The 16,648-nt window shown below is 59.5% G+C and carries 12 protein-coding genes; 4 read left to right on the forward strand and 8 right to left on the reverse strand.

All coding sequences use genetic code 11. From position 1 onward, the window contains the following. Window positions 1-115 precede the first annotated feature (115 nt). The 4 genes from QZ190_RS09720 to QZ190_RS09735 all read right to left on the reverse strand — a co-directional run bounded on the left by QZ190_RS09720 (window position 116) and on the right by QZ190_RS09735 (window position 6,287). Window positions 116-2,155, reverse strand: a complete 2,040-nt coding sequence (locus QZ190_RS09720) for a M3 family metallopeptidase (RefSeq protein ID WP_291915565.1) — start codon at window positions 2,153-2,155, stop codon at window positions 116-118. 36 nt (window positions 2,156-2,191) lie between these two features. Continuing rightward, window positions 2,192-3,043, reverse strand: a complete 852-nt coding sequence (gene folD, locus QZ190_RS09725) for a bifunctional methylenetetrahydrofolate dehydrogenase/methenyltetrahydrofolate cyclohydrolase FolD (RefSeq protein ID WP_291915566.1) — start codon at window positions 3,041-3,043, stop codon at window positions 2,192-2,194. 90 nt (window positions 3,044-3,133) lie between these two features. Continuing rightward, entirely contained in the window at window positions 3,134-3,760 is a 627-nt protein-coding gene (locus tag QZ190_RS09730; protein ID WP_090142963.1) for a response regulator transcription factor, read from the reverse strand. A gap of 28 nt (window positions 3,761-3,788) precedes the next feature. Next, complete coding sequence (locus QZ190_RS09735) at window positions 3,789-6,287, reverse strand: PAS domain S-box protein (RefSeq protein ID WP_291915567.1); 2,499 nt, start codon at window positions 6,285-6,287, stop codon at window positions 3,789-3,791. Between the two features lie 176 nt (window positions 6,288-6,463). On the opposite strand from QZ190_RS09735, the gene aceE reads away from it, so the two are divergent. The 3 genes from aceE to lpdA are packed head-to-tail and all read left to right on the forward strand — an operon-like array spanning window position 6,464 to window position 12,676. Next, the gene (gene aceE / locus QZ190_RS09740) at window positions 6,464-9,160 is read left to right on the forward strand and encodes a pyruvate dehydrogenase (acetyl-transferring), homodimeric type (protein WP_291915568.1); all 2,697 of its coding nucleotides are present in this window, start codon (window positions 6,464-6,466) and stop codon (window positions 9,158-9,160) included. A 15-nt stretch (window positions 9,161-9,175) separates the two neighbouring features. After that, window positions 9,176-10,834 carry a dihydrolipoyllysine-residue acetyltransferase gene (aceF, locus tag QZ190_RS09745; protein ID WP_291915569.1) on the forward strand — a complete coding sequence of 553 codons (1,659 nt, stop codon included), beginning with the start codon at window positions 9,176-9,178 and terminating at the stop codon, window positions 10,832-10,834. A gap of 9 nt (window positions 10,835-10,843) precedes the next feature. Beyond that, window positions 10,844-12,676, forward strand: coding sequence for a dihydrolipoyl dehydrogenase (gene lpdA / locus QZ190_RS09750; RefSeq protein WP_291915570.1), 1,833 nt, complete (start codon window positions 10,844-10,846; stop codon window positions 12,674-12,676). 94 nt (window positions 12,677-12,770) lie between these two features. Here the strand turns inward: lpdA and QZ190_RS09755 are convergent, their stop codons facing one another. The 3 genes from QZ190_RS09755 to QZ190_RS09765 all read right to left on the reverse strand — a co-directional run bounded on the left by QZ190_RS09755 (window position 12,771) and on the right by QZ190_RS09765 (window position 14,691). Further along, window positions 12,771-13,100, reverse strand: coding sequence for an XRE family transcriptional regulator (locus QZ190_RS09755; protein WP_291915571.1), 330 nt, complete (start codon window positions 13,098-13,100; stop codon window positions 12,771-12,773). Next, the gene (locus tag QZ190_RS09760; protein ID WP_291915572.1) at window positions 13,084-13,524 is read right to left on the reverse strand and encodes a type II toxin-antitoxin system RelE/ParE family toxin; all 441 of its coding nucleotides are present in this window, start codon (window positions 13,522-13,524) and stop codon (window positions 13,084-13,086) included. The genes QZ190_RS09755 and QZ190_RS09760 overlap by 17 nt, the downstream gene beginning before the upstream one ends. Before the next feature lie 216 nt (window positions 13,525-13,740). After that, window positions 13,741-14,691, reverse strand: a complete 951-nt coding sequence (locus tag QZ190_RS09765; RefSeq protein ID WP_291915573.1) for an IS30 family transposase — start codon at window positions 14,689-14,691, stop codon at window positions 13,741-13,743. A 143-nt stretch (window positions 14,692-14,834) separates the two neighbouring features. Here QZ190_RS09765 and QZ190_RS09770 point away from each other — a divergent pair, with 143 nt between their 5' ends. Beyond that, window positions 14,835-15,302 carry a type I restriction-modification system subunit M N-terminal domain-containing protein gene (locus QZ190_RS09770; RefSeq protein ID WP_291915643.1) on the forward strand — a complete coding sequence of 156 codons (468 nt, stop codon included), beginning with the start codon at window positions 14,835-14,837 and terminating at the stop codon, window positions 15,300-15,302. 250 nt (window positions 15,303-15,552) lie between these two features. Here QZ190_RS09770 and QZ190_RS09775 read toward each other — a convergent pair whose 3' ends face one another. Beyond that, on the reverse strand, window positions 15,553-16,608 hold the full coding sequence (locus QZ190_RS09775) for an alkene reductase (protein ID WP_291915574.1): 1,056 nt from the start codon (window positions 16,606-16,608) through the stop codon (window positions 15,553-15,555). Window positions 16,609-16,648: the final 40 nt, after the last annotated feature.

Consider the following 16,648-nt stretch of genomic DNA (forward strand, 5'->3'; position numbering starts at 1 on the left):
AAAATATAGATGGGTTGTATTGTGGAATCAATTCATCAAGAACGGAATCCCCTAAGAAACTGCGGTTGTGTCCCGCAGCCCTGATGCTTATCCGTGTTTCATTTCGGTTGGCGTCTTAGGCGGCGACCATGCCTTGGTGGCGCAGAAGCGCATCCAAATTCGGCTCACGGCCCCGGAAGGCTTTGAACGATTCGAGTGCCGGGCGACTGCCACCGGCCTCCAAAATGGCTTGGCGGTACAAGCGGCCGGTTTCCACGCTGGGCGTGCCGTCGTCTGCGGCGGTTTCTTCAAACGCGGCATAAGCGTCAGCGCTCAACACCTCGGCCCATTTGTAGCTGTAATAACCGGCGGCGTAACCGCCTGCAAAGATGTGGCTGAAGGTGTGGGCCATGCGGTTGAAGGCGGGTGGACGCATCACGGCCACTTCGTCGCGCACCTGCTGCAAGAGCGGCATGAAGTCTTGCGCTGGGTCGTGCTCGGCGTGCACCAGCATATCGAACAATGAAAACTCGATCTGCCGCAGGGTTTGCAGGCCGCTTTGGAAGTTTTTGGCGGCCAGCATTTTGTCGAACAAGGCACGGGGCAGGGGCTCGCCGGTGTTCACATGGGCCGTCATGTGGCGCAGCACCGACCATTCCCAGCAGAAGTTTTCCATGAACTGGCTGGGCAGCTCGACCGCGTCCCATTCCACACCGCTGATGCCCGAGACATCGCGCTCGTTCACTTGGGTGAGCATGTGGTGCAGGCCGTGGCCAAACTCGTGGAAGAGGGTGATCGCGTCGTCGTGCGTGAGCAAGGCGGGTTGTCCGTTGACGCCTTCGGCAAAGTTGCACACGAGGTGTGCCACAGGGGTTTGCAGCACGCCCGTGTCGGGGCGCTGCCAGCGACCGCGCACGTCGTCCATCCAGGCACCGCCGCGCTTGCCCGCGCGAGCGGGCGGGTCCAGGTAGAACTGACCCACCAATTGGCCGTTGCGCTCGATGCGGTAAAAACCCACAGCCGGGTGCCAGACGGGCGCTTGGTCGGGGCGGATGCTGACTTCGAACAGGGTTTCGATGATCTTGAACAGACCGGCCAGCACCTTGGGCGCGGTGAAGTACTGCTTGACCTCTTGCTCGCTGAAGCTGTATCGCGCTTCTTTGAGCTTTTCGCTCAGATAGGGCACGTCCCAGGCGTTGAGGGGGCCGGTGATACCCAGCGCGTTGGCAGCGAATTCGCGCAGGTCGGCCAGGTCTTTTTCAGCAAAGGGGCGGGCTTTGGCCGCCAGGTCGCGCAAAAAGGCGGTGACTTTCTCGGGCGACTCGGCCATTTTCGGCACCACAGACACCTGGGCGTAGTTGTCAAAACCCAAGAGGCGCGCCTCTTCCTGGCGCAGCGCCAGGATTTCCTGCATCAAAGGGGTGTTGTCGAAGTGTTTGGCGTCATCGGGCGCTTGGTCTGAGGCACGGGTCACATAGGCTTTGTAGAGTTGCTCGCGCAAAGCGCCGCTGTCGGCAAATTGCATCACCGGCAGGTACACGGGCATCTTGAGCGACAAGCGGTGGCCTTCCTTGCCTTCTTTTTGCGCGGCATCGCGGGTGGCTTGAATCACATCGGCGGGCACCCCTTGGAGCTGGTCTTCGCTCACGTACAGCGCAAATTTATCGGTGGCGTCCAGCGTGTTTTCGCTGAACTTTTGTGTGATCTCGGCCAGCCGTTCCTGGATGGCGGCATAGCGTTCTTTGGCCGCGCCTTGCAGCTCGGCACCGCCCAATACAAAACCGCGCAGGGCGTTTTTCTGGGCTTGTTTTTGTTCGGTGTTGAGGCTGGCCGCGTCAATGGCTTTGTATTTGGCGTACAGGCGCTCGTCGCTGCCCAGGCGCGTCCAGAACTCGGTCACGCGGGGCAGGGCGGCGTTGTAGGCAGCGCGCAATTCGGGGGTGTCGGCCACGCTGTTGAGGTGACTGACCGCGCCCCAGGCCATGCCCAGCCGCTCGGTGCTCACGTCCAGGGTCTGGGCAATGGCTTTCCAGTCGGACGGAAAGTCGGCGGTGGTGACGGTGTCCAGGGCTTTTTCGGCAGCGGCCAGCAATTCGTCCAGCGCCGGGGCCACATGCTCGGGGGCAATGCGGTCAAACAAGGGCAGGCCAGAGGTGTCGAGCAAGGGGTTGGTCATGGGGCTTCCAAATAGCAGTTCAGTGGGTACTTTGTATCACTTGGAGGCGCGTTCGGCGGCTTCAAGGGTATTGACCAGCAGCATGGTGATGGTCATGGGGCCCACGCCGCCGGGCACGGGGGTGATGTAGCCTGCGACTTCTTTGACGCCGTCAAAGTCCACGTCCCCGCAGAGCTTGCCCTCGTCGTTGCGGTTCATGCCCACGTCCAGCACCACCGCGCCGGGTTTGACCATGTCGGCCGTGAGCACGTTGCGTTTGCCCACAGCGGCTACGATCACGTCGGCTTGCAGGGTCAGGGCTTTGAGGTTTTGGGTGCGCGAGTGCGCCACCGTCACGGTGGCGTCTTTTTGCAGCAGCATCAGCGCCATGGGCTTGCCCACAATGTTGCTGCGGCCAATGACCACAGCGTGTTTGCCGCGCAGGTCGTAGCCGATGCTTTCCAGCATCTTCATGCAGCCATACGGCGTGCAGGGCCAAAAGCCGGGCATGCCGGTCATCAAGGCTCCTGCGCTGGCGATGTGAAAGCCGTCCACGTCTTTGGCGGGGCTGATGGCCTCGATCACCTTTTGAGCGTCGATGTGTGCGGGCAGGGGCAGCTGCACCAGGATGCCGTGGATGGCTGGGTCGTTGTTGAGCGCTTCGACGCGGGCCAGCAAGCCAGCTTCGGTCATCGTGGCCTCGTATTTTTCGAGCACCGAGTGCAAGCCGCTGTCTTCGCAGGCCTTGACCTTGTTGCGCACATAAACCTGGCTGGCCGGGTTGTCGCCTACCAGCACCACGGCCAGACCTGGCGTCACGCCTTGGGCTTTGAGGGCCTGGGCACGGGTGGCGACTTCGGTGCGCAGTTGTTTGGAAAGCTGGTTGCCGTCGATGATTTGTGCGGTCATGTGAGAGAACCCAAAAAGTCAGAGAAAAAATGCAAAACGCCCGGCAGGTGCGGGCGTTGGTTGCGGGCGTATCGTGGGGAGGCCGGGCGATCAGGCCTTGGGTGCGTTTTGCCCGAGCGCAATCTTGAGCAGATCGGCCACGGTGTTGGCGTTGAGCTTTTCCATGATGTTGGCGCGGTGCGCCTCCACCGTTTTGATGCTGATGCCCAGATCATCGGCGATTTGCTTGTTGAGCCGTCCGGCCACGATGCGTTCGAGCACTTGGGCTTCGCGGCCCGTGAGCTTGGACAGCAGGGCGTCGCGGCTGGCGGCCTGCTGGTAGTCGGAAAACGAGTCGCGGGCTTCGTCGAGCATGCGCTCGACCAGCCCAAGCAGTTCTTCTTCCTTGAAAGGCTTCTGGATGAAGTCCATCGCGCCTTTTTTCATGGTGTTCACGGCCATGGGCACGTCACCGTGACCCGTGATGAACACAATGGGCAGGGGGGATTTGCGCTCGATCAGGCGGTCTTGCAACTCCAGACCGGTCATGCCGCCCATGCGGATGTCGGCGATGAGGCAGGCCACCTCGCGGGGGTCGTAGCGGCTGATGAAAGATTCAGCACTGTCAAAACAGCGCACCCGATAGTCCTTGCCTTCGAGCAACCACTGCAAGGAATCGCGCACCGCTTCGTCGTCATCGACGACATAAACGGTGCCTTTTTTTGGTATCAAACTCATTCGTTTACCCCAGTGGGTTGTAGTGTGGTCAATGTGTCTCGACCGGTATCCAGAAAGAGAATCGACATCCTGTCACTTCGCCCGAATTGTAGAGGTTCTCGGAAGTGATCCTGCCTTGGTGAGATTCGATGATGCTGCGGCACAAATTCAGGCCAATGCCCATGCCTTCGACCTTGGTCGAGAAAAAGGCCTCGTATACCCGCTCGGTGTCCTCCAGCGGCAAGCCCTGCCCGGTATCGGTCACCGAGAACTCGACCACTGGCAGCTGGTTAATTTGCTTGGGCACGATGCGCAATTCGACCAGTCGCTGCCCGGCCGGGCGCTGGGCGTTGTCGATGGACTCGGCGGCGTTTTTCATGAGGTTGATCAGCACCTGCTCGATCAGGATCGGGTCCACCATCAACTGGGGCAGACGGGCGGCCACATGGTGGGTCAGGCGCACGTTGCGTCGCCGCATCTCGATGTCGGCCAATTCGAGCGATTCGCTGACCATGGCCGAGACGTCGGACAGGGTGCGGTTGGGTTCGCTGCGTTTGACGAAGCTGCGGATGCGCAAAATGATTTGTCCCGCCCGCTGGGCCTGGCGGGCGGTTTTGTCCAGCGCGGACAACAGGTCCTCTTCCTTGACTTGTTGCGATTTGATGCGCGAAATCATGCCGCTGCAGTAATTGCTGATGGCCGTCAGTGGCTGATTCAACTCGTGTGCGACGCTGGACGCCATCTCGCCCATGGTGATCAGGCGGCTGGCGGTCTGGGCGCGTTCGGCCTGTTGGGCGGCCAGCTCTTCGGCCTGGCGGCGCGGCGTGATGTCACTGGCGATCACCATCTGCGCCAGGCGCCCGTCGGCCCAATTGATGTAGCGCGAACGCACTTCCAGCCACTTGCCCAGTTCGGAGACAAAGATTTCTGCGTTTTCCGAGCTGGCCACGGTCAGGCTTTCGGTGGGCAGACCTGCCATGTCGTCCACATCATCGGAAACATTTTCGCCGCTGTAGGCCCCGGCTTGCTGCACCAGACGCAAATGGCCTTCGGTGTTCTGGCCAAACCACAGCCGGTAGAGTTTGTTGGCAAACAGCAGTTCCTGGCTGCCCAGCGGGGCCACCGACACCGAGGCGTCCAGCGCTTCGAGCACGATGGTGAAGCGCTCGTGCGAGCTGGCCAGTTGCTCGCGAATCCGGTTGGGCTCGGTGATGTCGGTCATCGAGGTCATCCAGCCGGTTTGCTTGCCCGTGGCATCGATCAGGGGCGAGACGTACATGCGGGCATCAAACAACTGGCCGTTTTTGCGTTTGACCCGCACCTGAAAGCCACCCGCCGAGTGCTGGCCGCTGATTTCTTCTTCCAGTCGCTTCATCAGCAATTCCCGGTCCTGGTCGGGCCAATACGGGAAAGGGGCCACGGCACCGACCAGGTCGGTTTCGCTCCAGCCGGTCATTTGGCAAAACGCGGGGTTGACGTAGGTGATGCGGCCGCGCAGGTCCAAGGCCCGCATGCCCGTGAGCATGGAGTTTTCCATGGCGCGGCGGAAATTGGTCTCGGCCACCAAGGCTTTTTGTGCCTGAAGCCGCCTGCGGGTGTGGCGCCAGTTGCCGATCAACATCCAGGCGGTCATGACGCTGAGCACACTGACCAGCCAGAACAGGCCGCTGCCCACCAGGCCTTGTGAGGTGCGCCAAGCTTGGGCACGCAAGACCAGGTCATTGCCCACTGGCGAGACGGGCACCTCGTAATCGTTGTTGCGCCTGTCGCTGACCGGCAGCAGCCGCCACAACGCGATGCGCTCGGGAATGACCTGACCGGCCAGCAAGCGGCTGCTGCCGTTTTGCAGGGCCACCGCGTACTTGGCCAGCACCTCGGTCGGGATGCCGTAGCGCAGCAGGCCCTCCATGCTGTATTCGGCCAGGATCACGCCGCTGAAACGCCCTTGGTCGTTGGTCAAGGGGGTGTGCAGCTGCAGCACCGACATTTGGGTGTCGCGGTCCGCTTCGGCATCGAGTTGGCCATAAATGGGCTGCATCAGGTCGCGTGCCAGGCTGAAGTGGCTTTCGGTTTCCCCGATTTTCAGCACCGTGCCCGCCCGCAGTTGTTGGCTGGGCGAGATGCTGGAGATGCTCTGGTTGGCCACGATCCGGCGGCGGTCATCGATCCAGGTCAATGACAAAAATTCCGGGTATTGCTGCACCAGCGCTTCGGCGCGTGACAAAAACTGGTCGCTGCGGATTTCCTTGTTGGACACATCGCGTGCCAGGCGCATGACCTGCTCCTGGCGTTCGAGCAAACGCAGGCGCAGGCGCTGCTGGGCGTATTCCACATCGCGTTTGATGGCTTCTTGCTCGCGTTCTATCTCTTCGACCCGCAGATACCAGAACGCGCTGGCAATGGCGGCCAAAAAAAGCACCACCGCAGCCACGGGGGCGAGGTTGGCGAAACGGTCCTGACGATTGGGCGTTTGGCTGCGCCACCAAGACAGCCACCAAGCCCACGGACCGACTTGGGTCACCACCGAAGCTGCTTTGTTCAATTCCATAGCAAGGAGTTTAGAGGACAAGCCGAGGCGACTTGACTTGAAAGGGATTCAAAAAATCGTTTCCTTAAGCTCATAAATTTCACCATGCAAAATCATTGCGCACTATTTGAAATTTTCGGAAAATCATGGGAAAATTCAGCACCATTTACCCACAACATCCATTTCAGGAGACAAGCATGACAGCGGCAACACCACAACAACCGGGCCGTGACCTGGACAGTCAGGAAACCCGTGAATGGATGGACGCCCTGTCCGCCGTGATCGAAAAAGAGGGCCCAGAGCGCGCTCACTTCTTGCTTGAACAGCTGCTGGAAGAGGCCCGCCAGCACAGCATCGATTTGCCGTTTTCGGCCACCACAGGTTATGTGAACAGCATCGAGCCCAACGAAGAGGCCCGCTGCCCCGGCAACATCGAGATCGAGGAGCGCCTGCGCGCCTACATGCGCTGGAACGCGATGGCCATGGTGGTCAAAGCCAACCGCCACAACCCCGCTGACGGCGGCGATTTGGGCGGTCACATCGGCTCGTTTGCCTCCTTGGCCCACATGTTTGGTGCCGGTTTTAACCATTTCTGGCATGCCGAGAATGAAAACCACGGCGGCGACTGCCTCTACATCCAGGGCCACGTGTCGCCCGGCGTCTATGCCCGCGCCTATCTGGAAGGCCGCCTGACCGAAGAGCAGTTGCTCAACTTCCGCCAGGAGGTGGACGGCAAAGGCCTGTCCAGCTACCCGCACCCCAAACTCATGCCCGAGTTCTGGCAGTTCCCCACGGTGTCGATGGGTTTGGGCCCTTTGATGGCGATCTACCAAGCCCGCTTTTTGAAGTATTTGCACGCCCGTGGCATCGCCAACACCGAAAACCGCAAGGTCTGGGTGTTCTGCGGCGATGGCGAGATGGATGAAGTTGAATCGTTGGGCGCTATCGGCCTGGCTGCCCGCGAGAACCTGGACAACCTGATCTTTGTCGTCAACTGCAACCTGCAGCGCTTGGATGGCCCGGTGCGTGGCAACGGCAAGATCGTGCAGGAGCTCGAAGGCGAGTTCCGCGGCTCGGGTTGGAACGTCATCAAGCTGCTGTGGGGCAGCGAGTGGGACAGCCTGCTGGCCCGCGACAAGGACGGTGCCCTGCGCAAACTGATGATGGACACGCTGGACGGCGACTACCAGGCCTTCAAAGCCAACGATGGCGCTTATGTGCGCAAGCATTTCTTTGGCCGCGACCCGCGCACGCTGGAGATGGTGGCGCACTTGTCGGACAACGACATCTGGAACCTCAAGCGCGGTGGTCACGACCCGCAAAAGGTTTACGCGGCTTACCACAAGGCCGTCAACACCAAGGGTCAGCCCACGGTGCTGCTCATCAAGACCGTCAAAGGTTTTGGCATGGGCAAAGCGGGCGAGGGCAAGAACACCGTCCACCAGACCAAAAAGCTGACGGACGAGGACATCAAGTACATGCGCGACCGCTTTAACATCCCGATCCCGGACAGCGAGTTGGCTCAGATTCCGTTTTACAAGCCCGCCGACGACACGCCGGAAATGCGTTACCTGCACGAGCGCCGCCAGGCCCTGGGCGGCTACCTGCCCAAGCGCCGCGCCAAGGCCGACGAGAGCTTCACCGTGCCCTCGCTCGACACCTTCAAAGCTGTGATGGAGCCCACTGCCGAAGGCCGTGAAATCTCCACCACCCAGGCCTATGTGCGCTTTTTGACGCAGCTGCTGCGCGACCAGGCCCTGGGCCCCCGAGTCGTGCCCATTCTGGTGGACGAAGCACGCACCTTTGGCATGGAAGGCCTGTTCCGCCAAATCGGTATTTACAACCCCGCAGGCCAGCAGTACACGCCGGTCGACAAAGACCAGGTCATGTACTACAAGGAAGACAAGGCCGGTCAGATCCTGCAAGAGGGCATCAACGAAGCCGGCGGCATGTCGAGCTGGATTGCTGCAGCCACCAGCTACAGCACCAGCAACCGCATCATGGTGCCGTTCTATGTGTACTACTCCATGTTCGGTTTCCAGCGCATTGGCGACTTGGCCTGGGCGGCGGGCGACATGCAAGCGCGTGGCTTCTTGCTCGGCGGCACATCGGGCCGCACCACGCTCAACGGCGAAGGCTTGCAGCACGAAGACGGTCACAGCCACATCATGGCCAACACCATCCCTAACTGCGTGTCGTATGACCCCACCTTCGCACACGAAGTCGGTGTCATCCTGCACCACGGCTTGAAGCGCATGGTCGAGAAGCAAGACAACGTGTTTTATTACATCACCTTGCTCAACGAAAACTACGCCATGCCTGGCCTCACACCCGGCACCGAAGAGCAGATCATCAAAGGCATGTATTTGTGCAAGCCCGGCGCTGCCGGAGAAAAGCGCGTGCAATTGCTGGGCTCGGGCACCATCCTGCGCGAATCGATTGCCGCCCAAACCCTGCTGGCCACCGACTGGGGCATCCAGGCCGATGTGTGGAGCTGCCCAAGCTTCAACGAACTGACCCGCGACGGCCAAGACGCCGAGCGCCACAACATGCTGCACCCGCTTGAAACACCGCGTGTGTCCTTTGTGGGCCAACAACTGGCGGCACACAGCGGCCCCGTGGTCGCATCGACCGACTACATGAAGGCCTATGCCGAGCAGATCCGTCCTTTCATCCCGAAAGACCGCACCTACAAGGTGCTGGGCACCGACGGTTTTGGCCGCTCCGATTTCCGCAGCAAGCTGCGCGAGCACTTCGAAGTCAACCGCCACTACATCGTGGTTGCGGCGCTCAAGGCGCTGAGCGAAGAGGGCAAAGTGCCTGTTGCGCAAGTGGCCGAAGCCATCCAAAAGTACGGCATCAAAACCGACAAGATCAACCCCTTGTACGCATAAAAACTGGAGACGAACATGGCATTGGTAGAAGTTCAAGTCCCGGACATCGGGGATTTCGATGAAGTGACCGTCATTGAGTTGATGGTCAAAGTGGGCGACACCGTGAAAGCCGAGCAGTCGCTGATCACCGTGGAGTCCGACAAAGCCTCGATGGAGATCCCGTCGAGCACTGCAGGCGTTGTGAAAGAAATGCGCGTGGCGCTGGGTGACAAGGTCAAGCAAGGCTCTGTCGTGTTGGTGGTGGAAGCCGCTGGTGCGGCTGCAGTTCCAGCCCCAACTCCAGTTTCTTCGCCCGTCGCAGCCGTGGCTGCACCCGCGCCCGTCACCGCTCCGGTGGCTGCTGCGCCAATCGCTGCAGCATCCGGCCCCGTGCAAGTGTTTGTGCCTGACATTGGCGACTTCAAAGACGTGGTCGTCATCGAAGTCATGGTCAAGCCCGGGGACGCCATCAAGGTCGAGCAGTCGCTGATCACCGTTGAGTCTGACAAAGCCTCGATGGAAATCCCGTCGTCGCACGCTGGCGTGCTCCAAGAGCTCAAAGTCAAAGTGGGCGACAAGGTCAACATTGGCGACCTGCTGGCTGTGTTGGCTGGCACGGCCGCTGCGGCAGCCCCAGTTGCTGCGGCCGTGGCAGCACCTGTGGCCGTGGCTTCTGCTCCGGCTGCTGCGCCAACACCCGTGGCGGCGGCAGTGGCTGCGGTGGCAGCACCAGCCCACGCCCCAGGCGGCACCACGCTGGGCCTGCCCCACGCTTCGCCATCGGTGCGCAAGTTCGCCCGCGAGCTGGGTGTGCCGCTCGCAGAAGTCAAAGGCTCAGGCCTCAAAGGCCGGATCACCGAGGCCGATGTGCAAGCCTTCACCCAGGCCGTCATGTCGGGTGCTGCACAAACCAAGGCGCAAGCGGCCAAAGCCCCAGCGGCTTCTGGCGGTGAAGGCGCAGCTTTGGGCCTTATCCCATGGCCCAAGGTCGACTTTGCCAAGTTCGGCCCTATCGAGCGCAAAGAGATGGGCCGCATTAAGAAGATCAGCGGTGCCAATTTGTTGCGCAACGCCATCATGATCCCGGCCGTCACCAACCACGACGACGCCGACATCACCGACCTCGAAGCCTTCCGCGTCTCCACCAACAAAGAGAACGAGAAGTCGGGCGTCAAAGTCACCATGCTGGCTTTCCTGATCAAGGCCTGCGTGGCCGCGCTCAAGAAATACCCAGAGTTCAACAGTTCACTTGACGGCGATGCGCTGGTCTACAAAAACTACTGGCACATCGGCTTTGCCGCTGACACGCCCAATGGTTTGATGGTGCCGGTCATCCGCGATTGCGACAAAAAAGGCGTCTTGCAGATCAGCCAAGAAATGGGTGAGCTGGCCAAGAAAGCGCGAGAAGGCAAACTCGGCCCTGCAGAAATGACCGGCGCAACCTTCACCATCTCCAGCCTCGGCGGCATTGGTGGCAAGTACTTCACGCCCATCATCAACGCACCCGAAGTGGCCATTCTCGGTGTGTGCAAGAGCACCATGGAACCCGTGTGGGACGGCAAGCAGTTTGTGCCCCGCCTGATGCTGCCTCTGTCTCTGACATGGGACCACCGCGTCATCGACGGGGCCGCAGCGGCACGCTTCAACGCGTTTCTGGGTCAAATCCTCAGCGACTTCCGTCGCGTGTTGCTTTAAGGACAGACCATGGCACTGATAGATATTCAAGTTCCTGACATTGGTGACTTCGATGAAGTCACCGTGATCGAGCTGATGGTCAAGGTGGGCGACACCGTCAAATCTGACCAAAGCCTGATCACCGTGGAGAGCGACAAAGCCTCCATGGAAATTCCTTGCAGCCACGGCGGTGTGGTCAAAGAACTCAAGGTCAAGCTCGGCGACAAGGTCAAGCAAGGCTCGGTGGTGTTGGTGCTCGAAGGCGAGGGCGCTTCGGCGGCCCCGGCTGCAGCAGCTACCCCCGCAGCAATTCCTGCCGCAGCACCCGCTGCCCCTGTGGCCGCAGCCCCTGCACCCGCAGCGTCATCATTCGGCGGCTCTGCAGACCTCGAGTGCGATGTGCTCGTTTTGGGCGGTGGCCCCGGCGGTTACTCGGCGGCATTCCGTGCTGCTGATCTCGGCTTGAACGTGGTCATCGTCGAGCGCTACGCCACCTTGGGGGGCGTTTGTCTCAACGTAGGTTGCATCCCATCCAAAGCGCTGCTGCACGTCGCGGCGGTGATGGACGAAGTCAGCCACATGGCCGACCTCGGCGTGGACTTCGGCAAGCCGGTGGTCAACATCGACAAGCTCCGCGGCCACAAAGAAAAAGTCATCGGCAAACTCACCGGCGGTTTGGCTGCCATGGCCAAGATGCGCAAGGTCACGACCGTGCGCGGTTTGGGCCAATTCGTCGGCGCCAACCACCTGGAAGTGTCGGAGACCACGGGCACTGCGCAAGAACAAAACGGCAGCAAAAAAGTGATCGCGTTCAAAAAGGCCATCATCGCCGCCGGTTCGCAAGCCGTGCGTTTGCCTTTCATGCCGAACGATCCACGCGTGGTCGACAGCACCGGTGCTTTGGAACTCAAAGAAGTGCCCAAGCGCATGCTCATCTTGGGCGGCGGCATCATCGGCCTAGAGATGGGCACGGTTTACAGCACGCTGGGCGCACGCCTGGACGTGGTGGAAATGATGGACGGCCTCATGCAAGGCGCTGACCGCGACTTGGTCAAGGTCTGGCAAAAGATGAACGCCAAGCGCTTTGACAACATCATGCTCAAGACCAAGACCGTGTCCGCACGCGCCTTGCCCGAAGGCATCGAAGTCACGTTTGCACCGGCAGTAGAGGGCGGCACAGCCCCCGCGCCGCAGGTGTACGACCTGGTCTTGCAAGCCGTGGGCCGCACGCCCAACGGCAAAAAACTCGCCGCTGAAAAAGCGGGCGTCGCTGTGACCGATCGTGGCTTCATCAACGTCGACATTCAAATGCGCACCAACGTGCCGCACATCTTCGCGATTGGCGACATCGTGGGCCAGCCCATGTTGGCGCACAAAGCGGTGCACGAAGCACACGTGGCGGCCGAAGTCATTGCGGGCGAACTGCAAGGCAACAAAGAGCTGGCAGCCGCTGCGTTCAACGCACGCGTCATCCCCAGCGTGGCCTACACCGACCCCGAAGTGGCATGGGTGGGCTTGACCGAAGACCAAGCCAAAGCGCAAGGCATCAAGGTGAAAAAGGGCTTGTTCCCTTGGACCGCTTCGGGCCGCGCCATTGCCAACGGCCGCGACGAAGGCGTGACCAAACTGCTGTTTGACGATTCACCCGAGGCCCACGGCCACGGCAAGATCCTGGGCGGCGGCATGGTCGGCACACACGCGGGCGACATGATTGGCGAGATCGCACTGGCGATTGAGATGGGCGCAGACGCCGTGGACATCGGCAAAACCATCCACCCCCATCCCACGCTCGGCGAAAGCATCGGCATGGCGGCAGAGGTGGCGCATGGCAGCTGCACGGACTTGCCGCCTGCTAAGAAGTAAATGCATGAGCCGGTAACGGCACCAAAGAAAAAGCCCGAACTGGTAACGGTTCGGGCTTTTTTGCTGGAGGCGCACAGCGGGCTTTCGGTTTCTCCTACGCCGAGGTGGCTCGCGAACGCTTGGTGTCGCGCTTGAGCCGAATTTCGACTGTTCTGCCCACTGCGCTGGCCGCTTTGACCAGTGTGTCGAGTTGAATGGACAAGTTGCTCGGGTCCAGCACACGGTCCAATTGGGACCGACTGGTGGCCATGCGTTGTGCCATGTTCACTTTGCTGAGCTTGCCGCTTTGCATGGCGTCATCCAGTTGCTCGGCCAATGCGCGTTTGAGCGCACGGGCCTGCACCTCTTCATAGATGCCGTCCTCTTTGAGGAAGTCATCAAAACTGCTGCCAGTGTGGGGATTGACTTTAGTTGCTTTGGCCATTGATCCACTCCTTCAAGCGTTTGGTCGCCAGTTCAATATCGGCGGGGTTGGTTTGCTGGGTCTTCTTGACAAAGGCATGCAGCAAAATCATTTCGGACTCCTCCACAGCAAAAAGTACGCGTGCGATGCGATTTCCGATCTTGCTGCGAACCTCCCAGATTGGTCCTCGCAAATGATCGACCCGTGGTTTGCCTATGGGCCATTTGTATTGGACATAGGCAATATCTTCACCTACGGTTTGGCGATCTGCTTTGTCCAAAGTCTTCAGCCATTCGCGCACTGGCTCGCTGCCAAGTGCAGACCGGTAGAAGATAGCAGGGATTTTTCTGCTCGACGACATCCATAAAGTGTACCTTATAAAGTACTTTTTGGGCGTTACAGTGATCGACTGCCTCACCGACCCGGAAGTGGCCTGGGTGGGCATGACCGAAGACCAGCCATCGAGATGGGCGCAGACGCTGTGAACATCTGTAAAACCATCCAGCTACACCCCACGCTGCAACTAAAAAAGCCTCCAACCTGAAAGGGTTGGCGGCTTTTTCCTATGCAGGTTAGCGCATAGATTGGCTAATTCCTTGTCAATCCCATGTAATACTTTTAACCATAAGATAAAAAATTCAGAAAATATTTAGTGGCGGATTCAAGTACGAACTGCAACACGGTTTAACGAGGCATGAAACACCTCGTAGGGCGTCTTGAATCCGAGCCGCTTTCTGGGCCGGTGATTCAATCTGTTTTCGATCATAGTCAACTCCTCATCTGTGACAGTCTCCATGCGCCTCTTTTTGGGAATGTATTGGCGCAGTAAACCATTGAAGTTCTCGTTGCTGCCGCGCTGCCAGCTGCAATACGGATCGGCAAAGTAAGTCTGGATGCCAAGGGCCTGATCGATGGCCTGGTGATCGGCAAACTCCTTGCCGTTGCCCACCGTCAAGGTCTTCACCCGTGAGTTCAAGGGCTTGAGCTTGGCTTCAATGGCCCGGCCCACCAAATCAGCAGACTTGTTGAGCACTTTTGCCAGCACAGCAAAGCCACTCTTGCGTTCTACCAGTGTCACGATGGCTTGTTTGTGAGCCGCGCCAATGACGGTATCACCTTCCCAGTGGCCCACTTGCTTGCGATCTTCAATGTGGCATGGTCTCTCGCTGATCGGGCGGCGGTTCGGGATCTGGCCACGCCTGTCACGCCCGCACAGGTGGCGTTTGCGCCGAGGCTTTTGGCTACGCAGGTTCTTGTGTAAATCACCACCGGCGGCCTTGTTCGCATACACATGTAGGTAAACGCACTCGTGGCTAACCGCCACCTTGCCTGCAATCTGCTCGGGGCTCCATTGAATGCCAAGGTAGAAATCCACATCGGACCAGACTTTGGAATCTACACGGCGGGCATTTCGGCTTCGCTGTGCTCGCTCAGACGCCTTGGCGCAGGCTTGTTCGGCGCGATAGCCACGCTGACCGCGGCCACGGCTGAGTTCGCGGCTGATGGTGCTGCGGCTCCTGCCCAATGATCGGGCGATCTCGGTGATGGTCTGTTTGGCTTTCAAGAGGCTGTGAATTTGGTATCGTTCTTCTCGGCTGAGGTGCTTGTACATCTGGCAACTTGGACTTGGCGGTTTGAGTGGCCATGATGCCTTGACATCCTCAGCCACCCCTCACCGGGTTCATCTTTGTTGCACCTCGTACTTGAATCCGCCAGTAAAAAATGACCCAATAAATTAATAACCTCGCCGCCGACCTGTGGGCGCTGGCCGACTTGCTGCGCGGCGATTTCCGTCAAAGCCAATATGGCCGCGTCATCCTGCCTTTTGCCCTGCTTCGCCGTCTGGAATGTGTGTTGGAGAGCAGCAAGTCTGCTGTGCTGATCGAAGCCGCCAAGGTGGAGAAGATGGCCATTGCCGAAGAGGCCAAGGAAAAGCTGATTTTGCGCGCTACAGGTGGGCTGAGCTTTTTCAACACTCCACCCATGGACCTGAGCACCCTTGGCGAGTCAGGCATCAAGGCCAACCTAGAGCGCTACATCCAGTGCTTTTCCAAAGACGCCCGCGAGATTTTTGACCATTTCAAGTTCGCCGAATTCATTGGCCTTCTGGGCGATGCCAACCTGCTCTACAAGGTGGTGCAAAAAGTCCGCACCATGGACTTGCATCCCAAAGCCGTTTCCAACTACGAGATGGGCTTGGTGTTTCAAGAGCTGATTCGCTAGTTTGCCGAAAGCTCGAACGACACTGCTGGCGAACACTTCACCCCGCGTGACTTCGTGCGTCTCACCACCTCGCTGGTGTTCATGGAAGGCCACGCGCTATGTCGTGAATGTGCCGGGTTGGGAGCAGCCAGCCATGAAGCCTTGACGGCTTGTTTCAACGCACCCCATTTAAGAAGTAAACGTCTCTTTAAACCCAAGAAATCAAAAGCCCGAACTGTTGCCAGTTCGGGCTTTTATTCTTCAGCGTTGATTACAGCGTTGGGTAATCGGTGTAGCCCTTGGCGCCGGGGGTGTAGAAGGTGCTTTGGTCGGGTACGTTCATGGCCGCATTCGCTTTAACACGGGCGGGGAAGTCGGGGTTGGCGAGGAAGCCGGTGCCAAAGGCGACAGCGTCAAGCTTGCCTTCGGTGGTGGCCGCTTCGGCCTCGGTTGGTGTGTAGCCCATGTTGCCAATCAACACACCTTTGTAGTGGGCGCGGGCAAGGGGCATCACATCGGCTTTTTGCAGGCCAAAAAAGTCCGCCCGCATGATGTGCAAGTAGGCCAAATCAAAGCGGTTGAGTTGCTCGGCCAGGTAGGCCGTCCAGGCCAGCGGGTCGCTGTCTTTCATGTCGTTGTAGCTGTTCAGGGGCGACAGGCGCAGGCCCACGCGGTCGCTGCCGATGGCTGCACATACAGCGGTCAACACTTCAAACAGGAAGCGTGCGCGGTGTTCCAAGGTGCCGCCGTAGCTGTCGCTGCGTTGGTTGGCACTGTCGCGCAGGAATTGGTCAATCAAGTACCCGTTGGCACCGTGTACTTCCACGCCGTCAAAACCTGCAGCAATGGCGTTTTTGGCGGCCTGCGCAAAGGCTTCAACGATGGAGGCAATTTCGCTTTCCAGCAAGGCGTGGGGCGTGGCTTGGGGCAGCATGCCTTGCGCGGTGTGGGCATCGCCCTGGAGCGGCAGGTTGCTGGACGAAACAATCGGTGCCCCGCCATTGTTGGCCGGGTGTGCGGCGCGGCCAGCGTGCCAGATTTGCATGAAGATTTTGCCGCCCTTGGCATGAACAGCGGCAGTGGTCTCTTTCCAGGCTTCAATTTGTTCGGCGTTGTAAATGCCGGGTTCGTTGACAAAGGCCGAGGTGTTCTCGGCAATCATGGTGCACTCGGTGATGATCAGCCCGGCGCTGGCGCGTTGCGCGTAGTACTCGGCCATGAGCGAATTGGGCAAATGCCCTGCACTGGCGCGCGCGCGGGTCAGCGGTGCCATAAGCATGCGGTTGGCGAGGGAAACGGAGCCGATTTGAAGAGGGCTAAACAGCATAGGAATTTTTTTTAATCAAGGTTAAAGATCGGTAGGAAAA

It is taken from the genome of Limnohabitans sp. (assembly GCF_017848645.1).
Lineage (GTDB): Bacteria > Pseudomonadota > Gammaproteobacteria > Burkholderiales > Burkholderiaceae_C > Limnohabitans_A.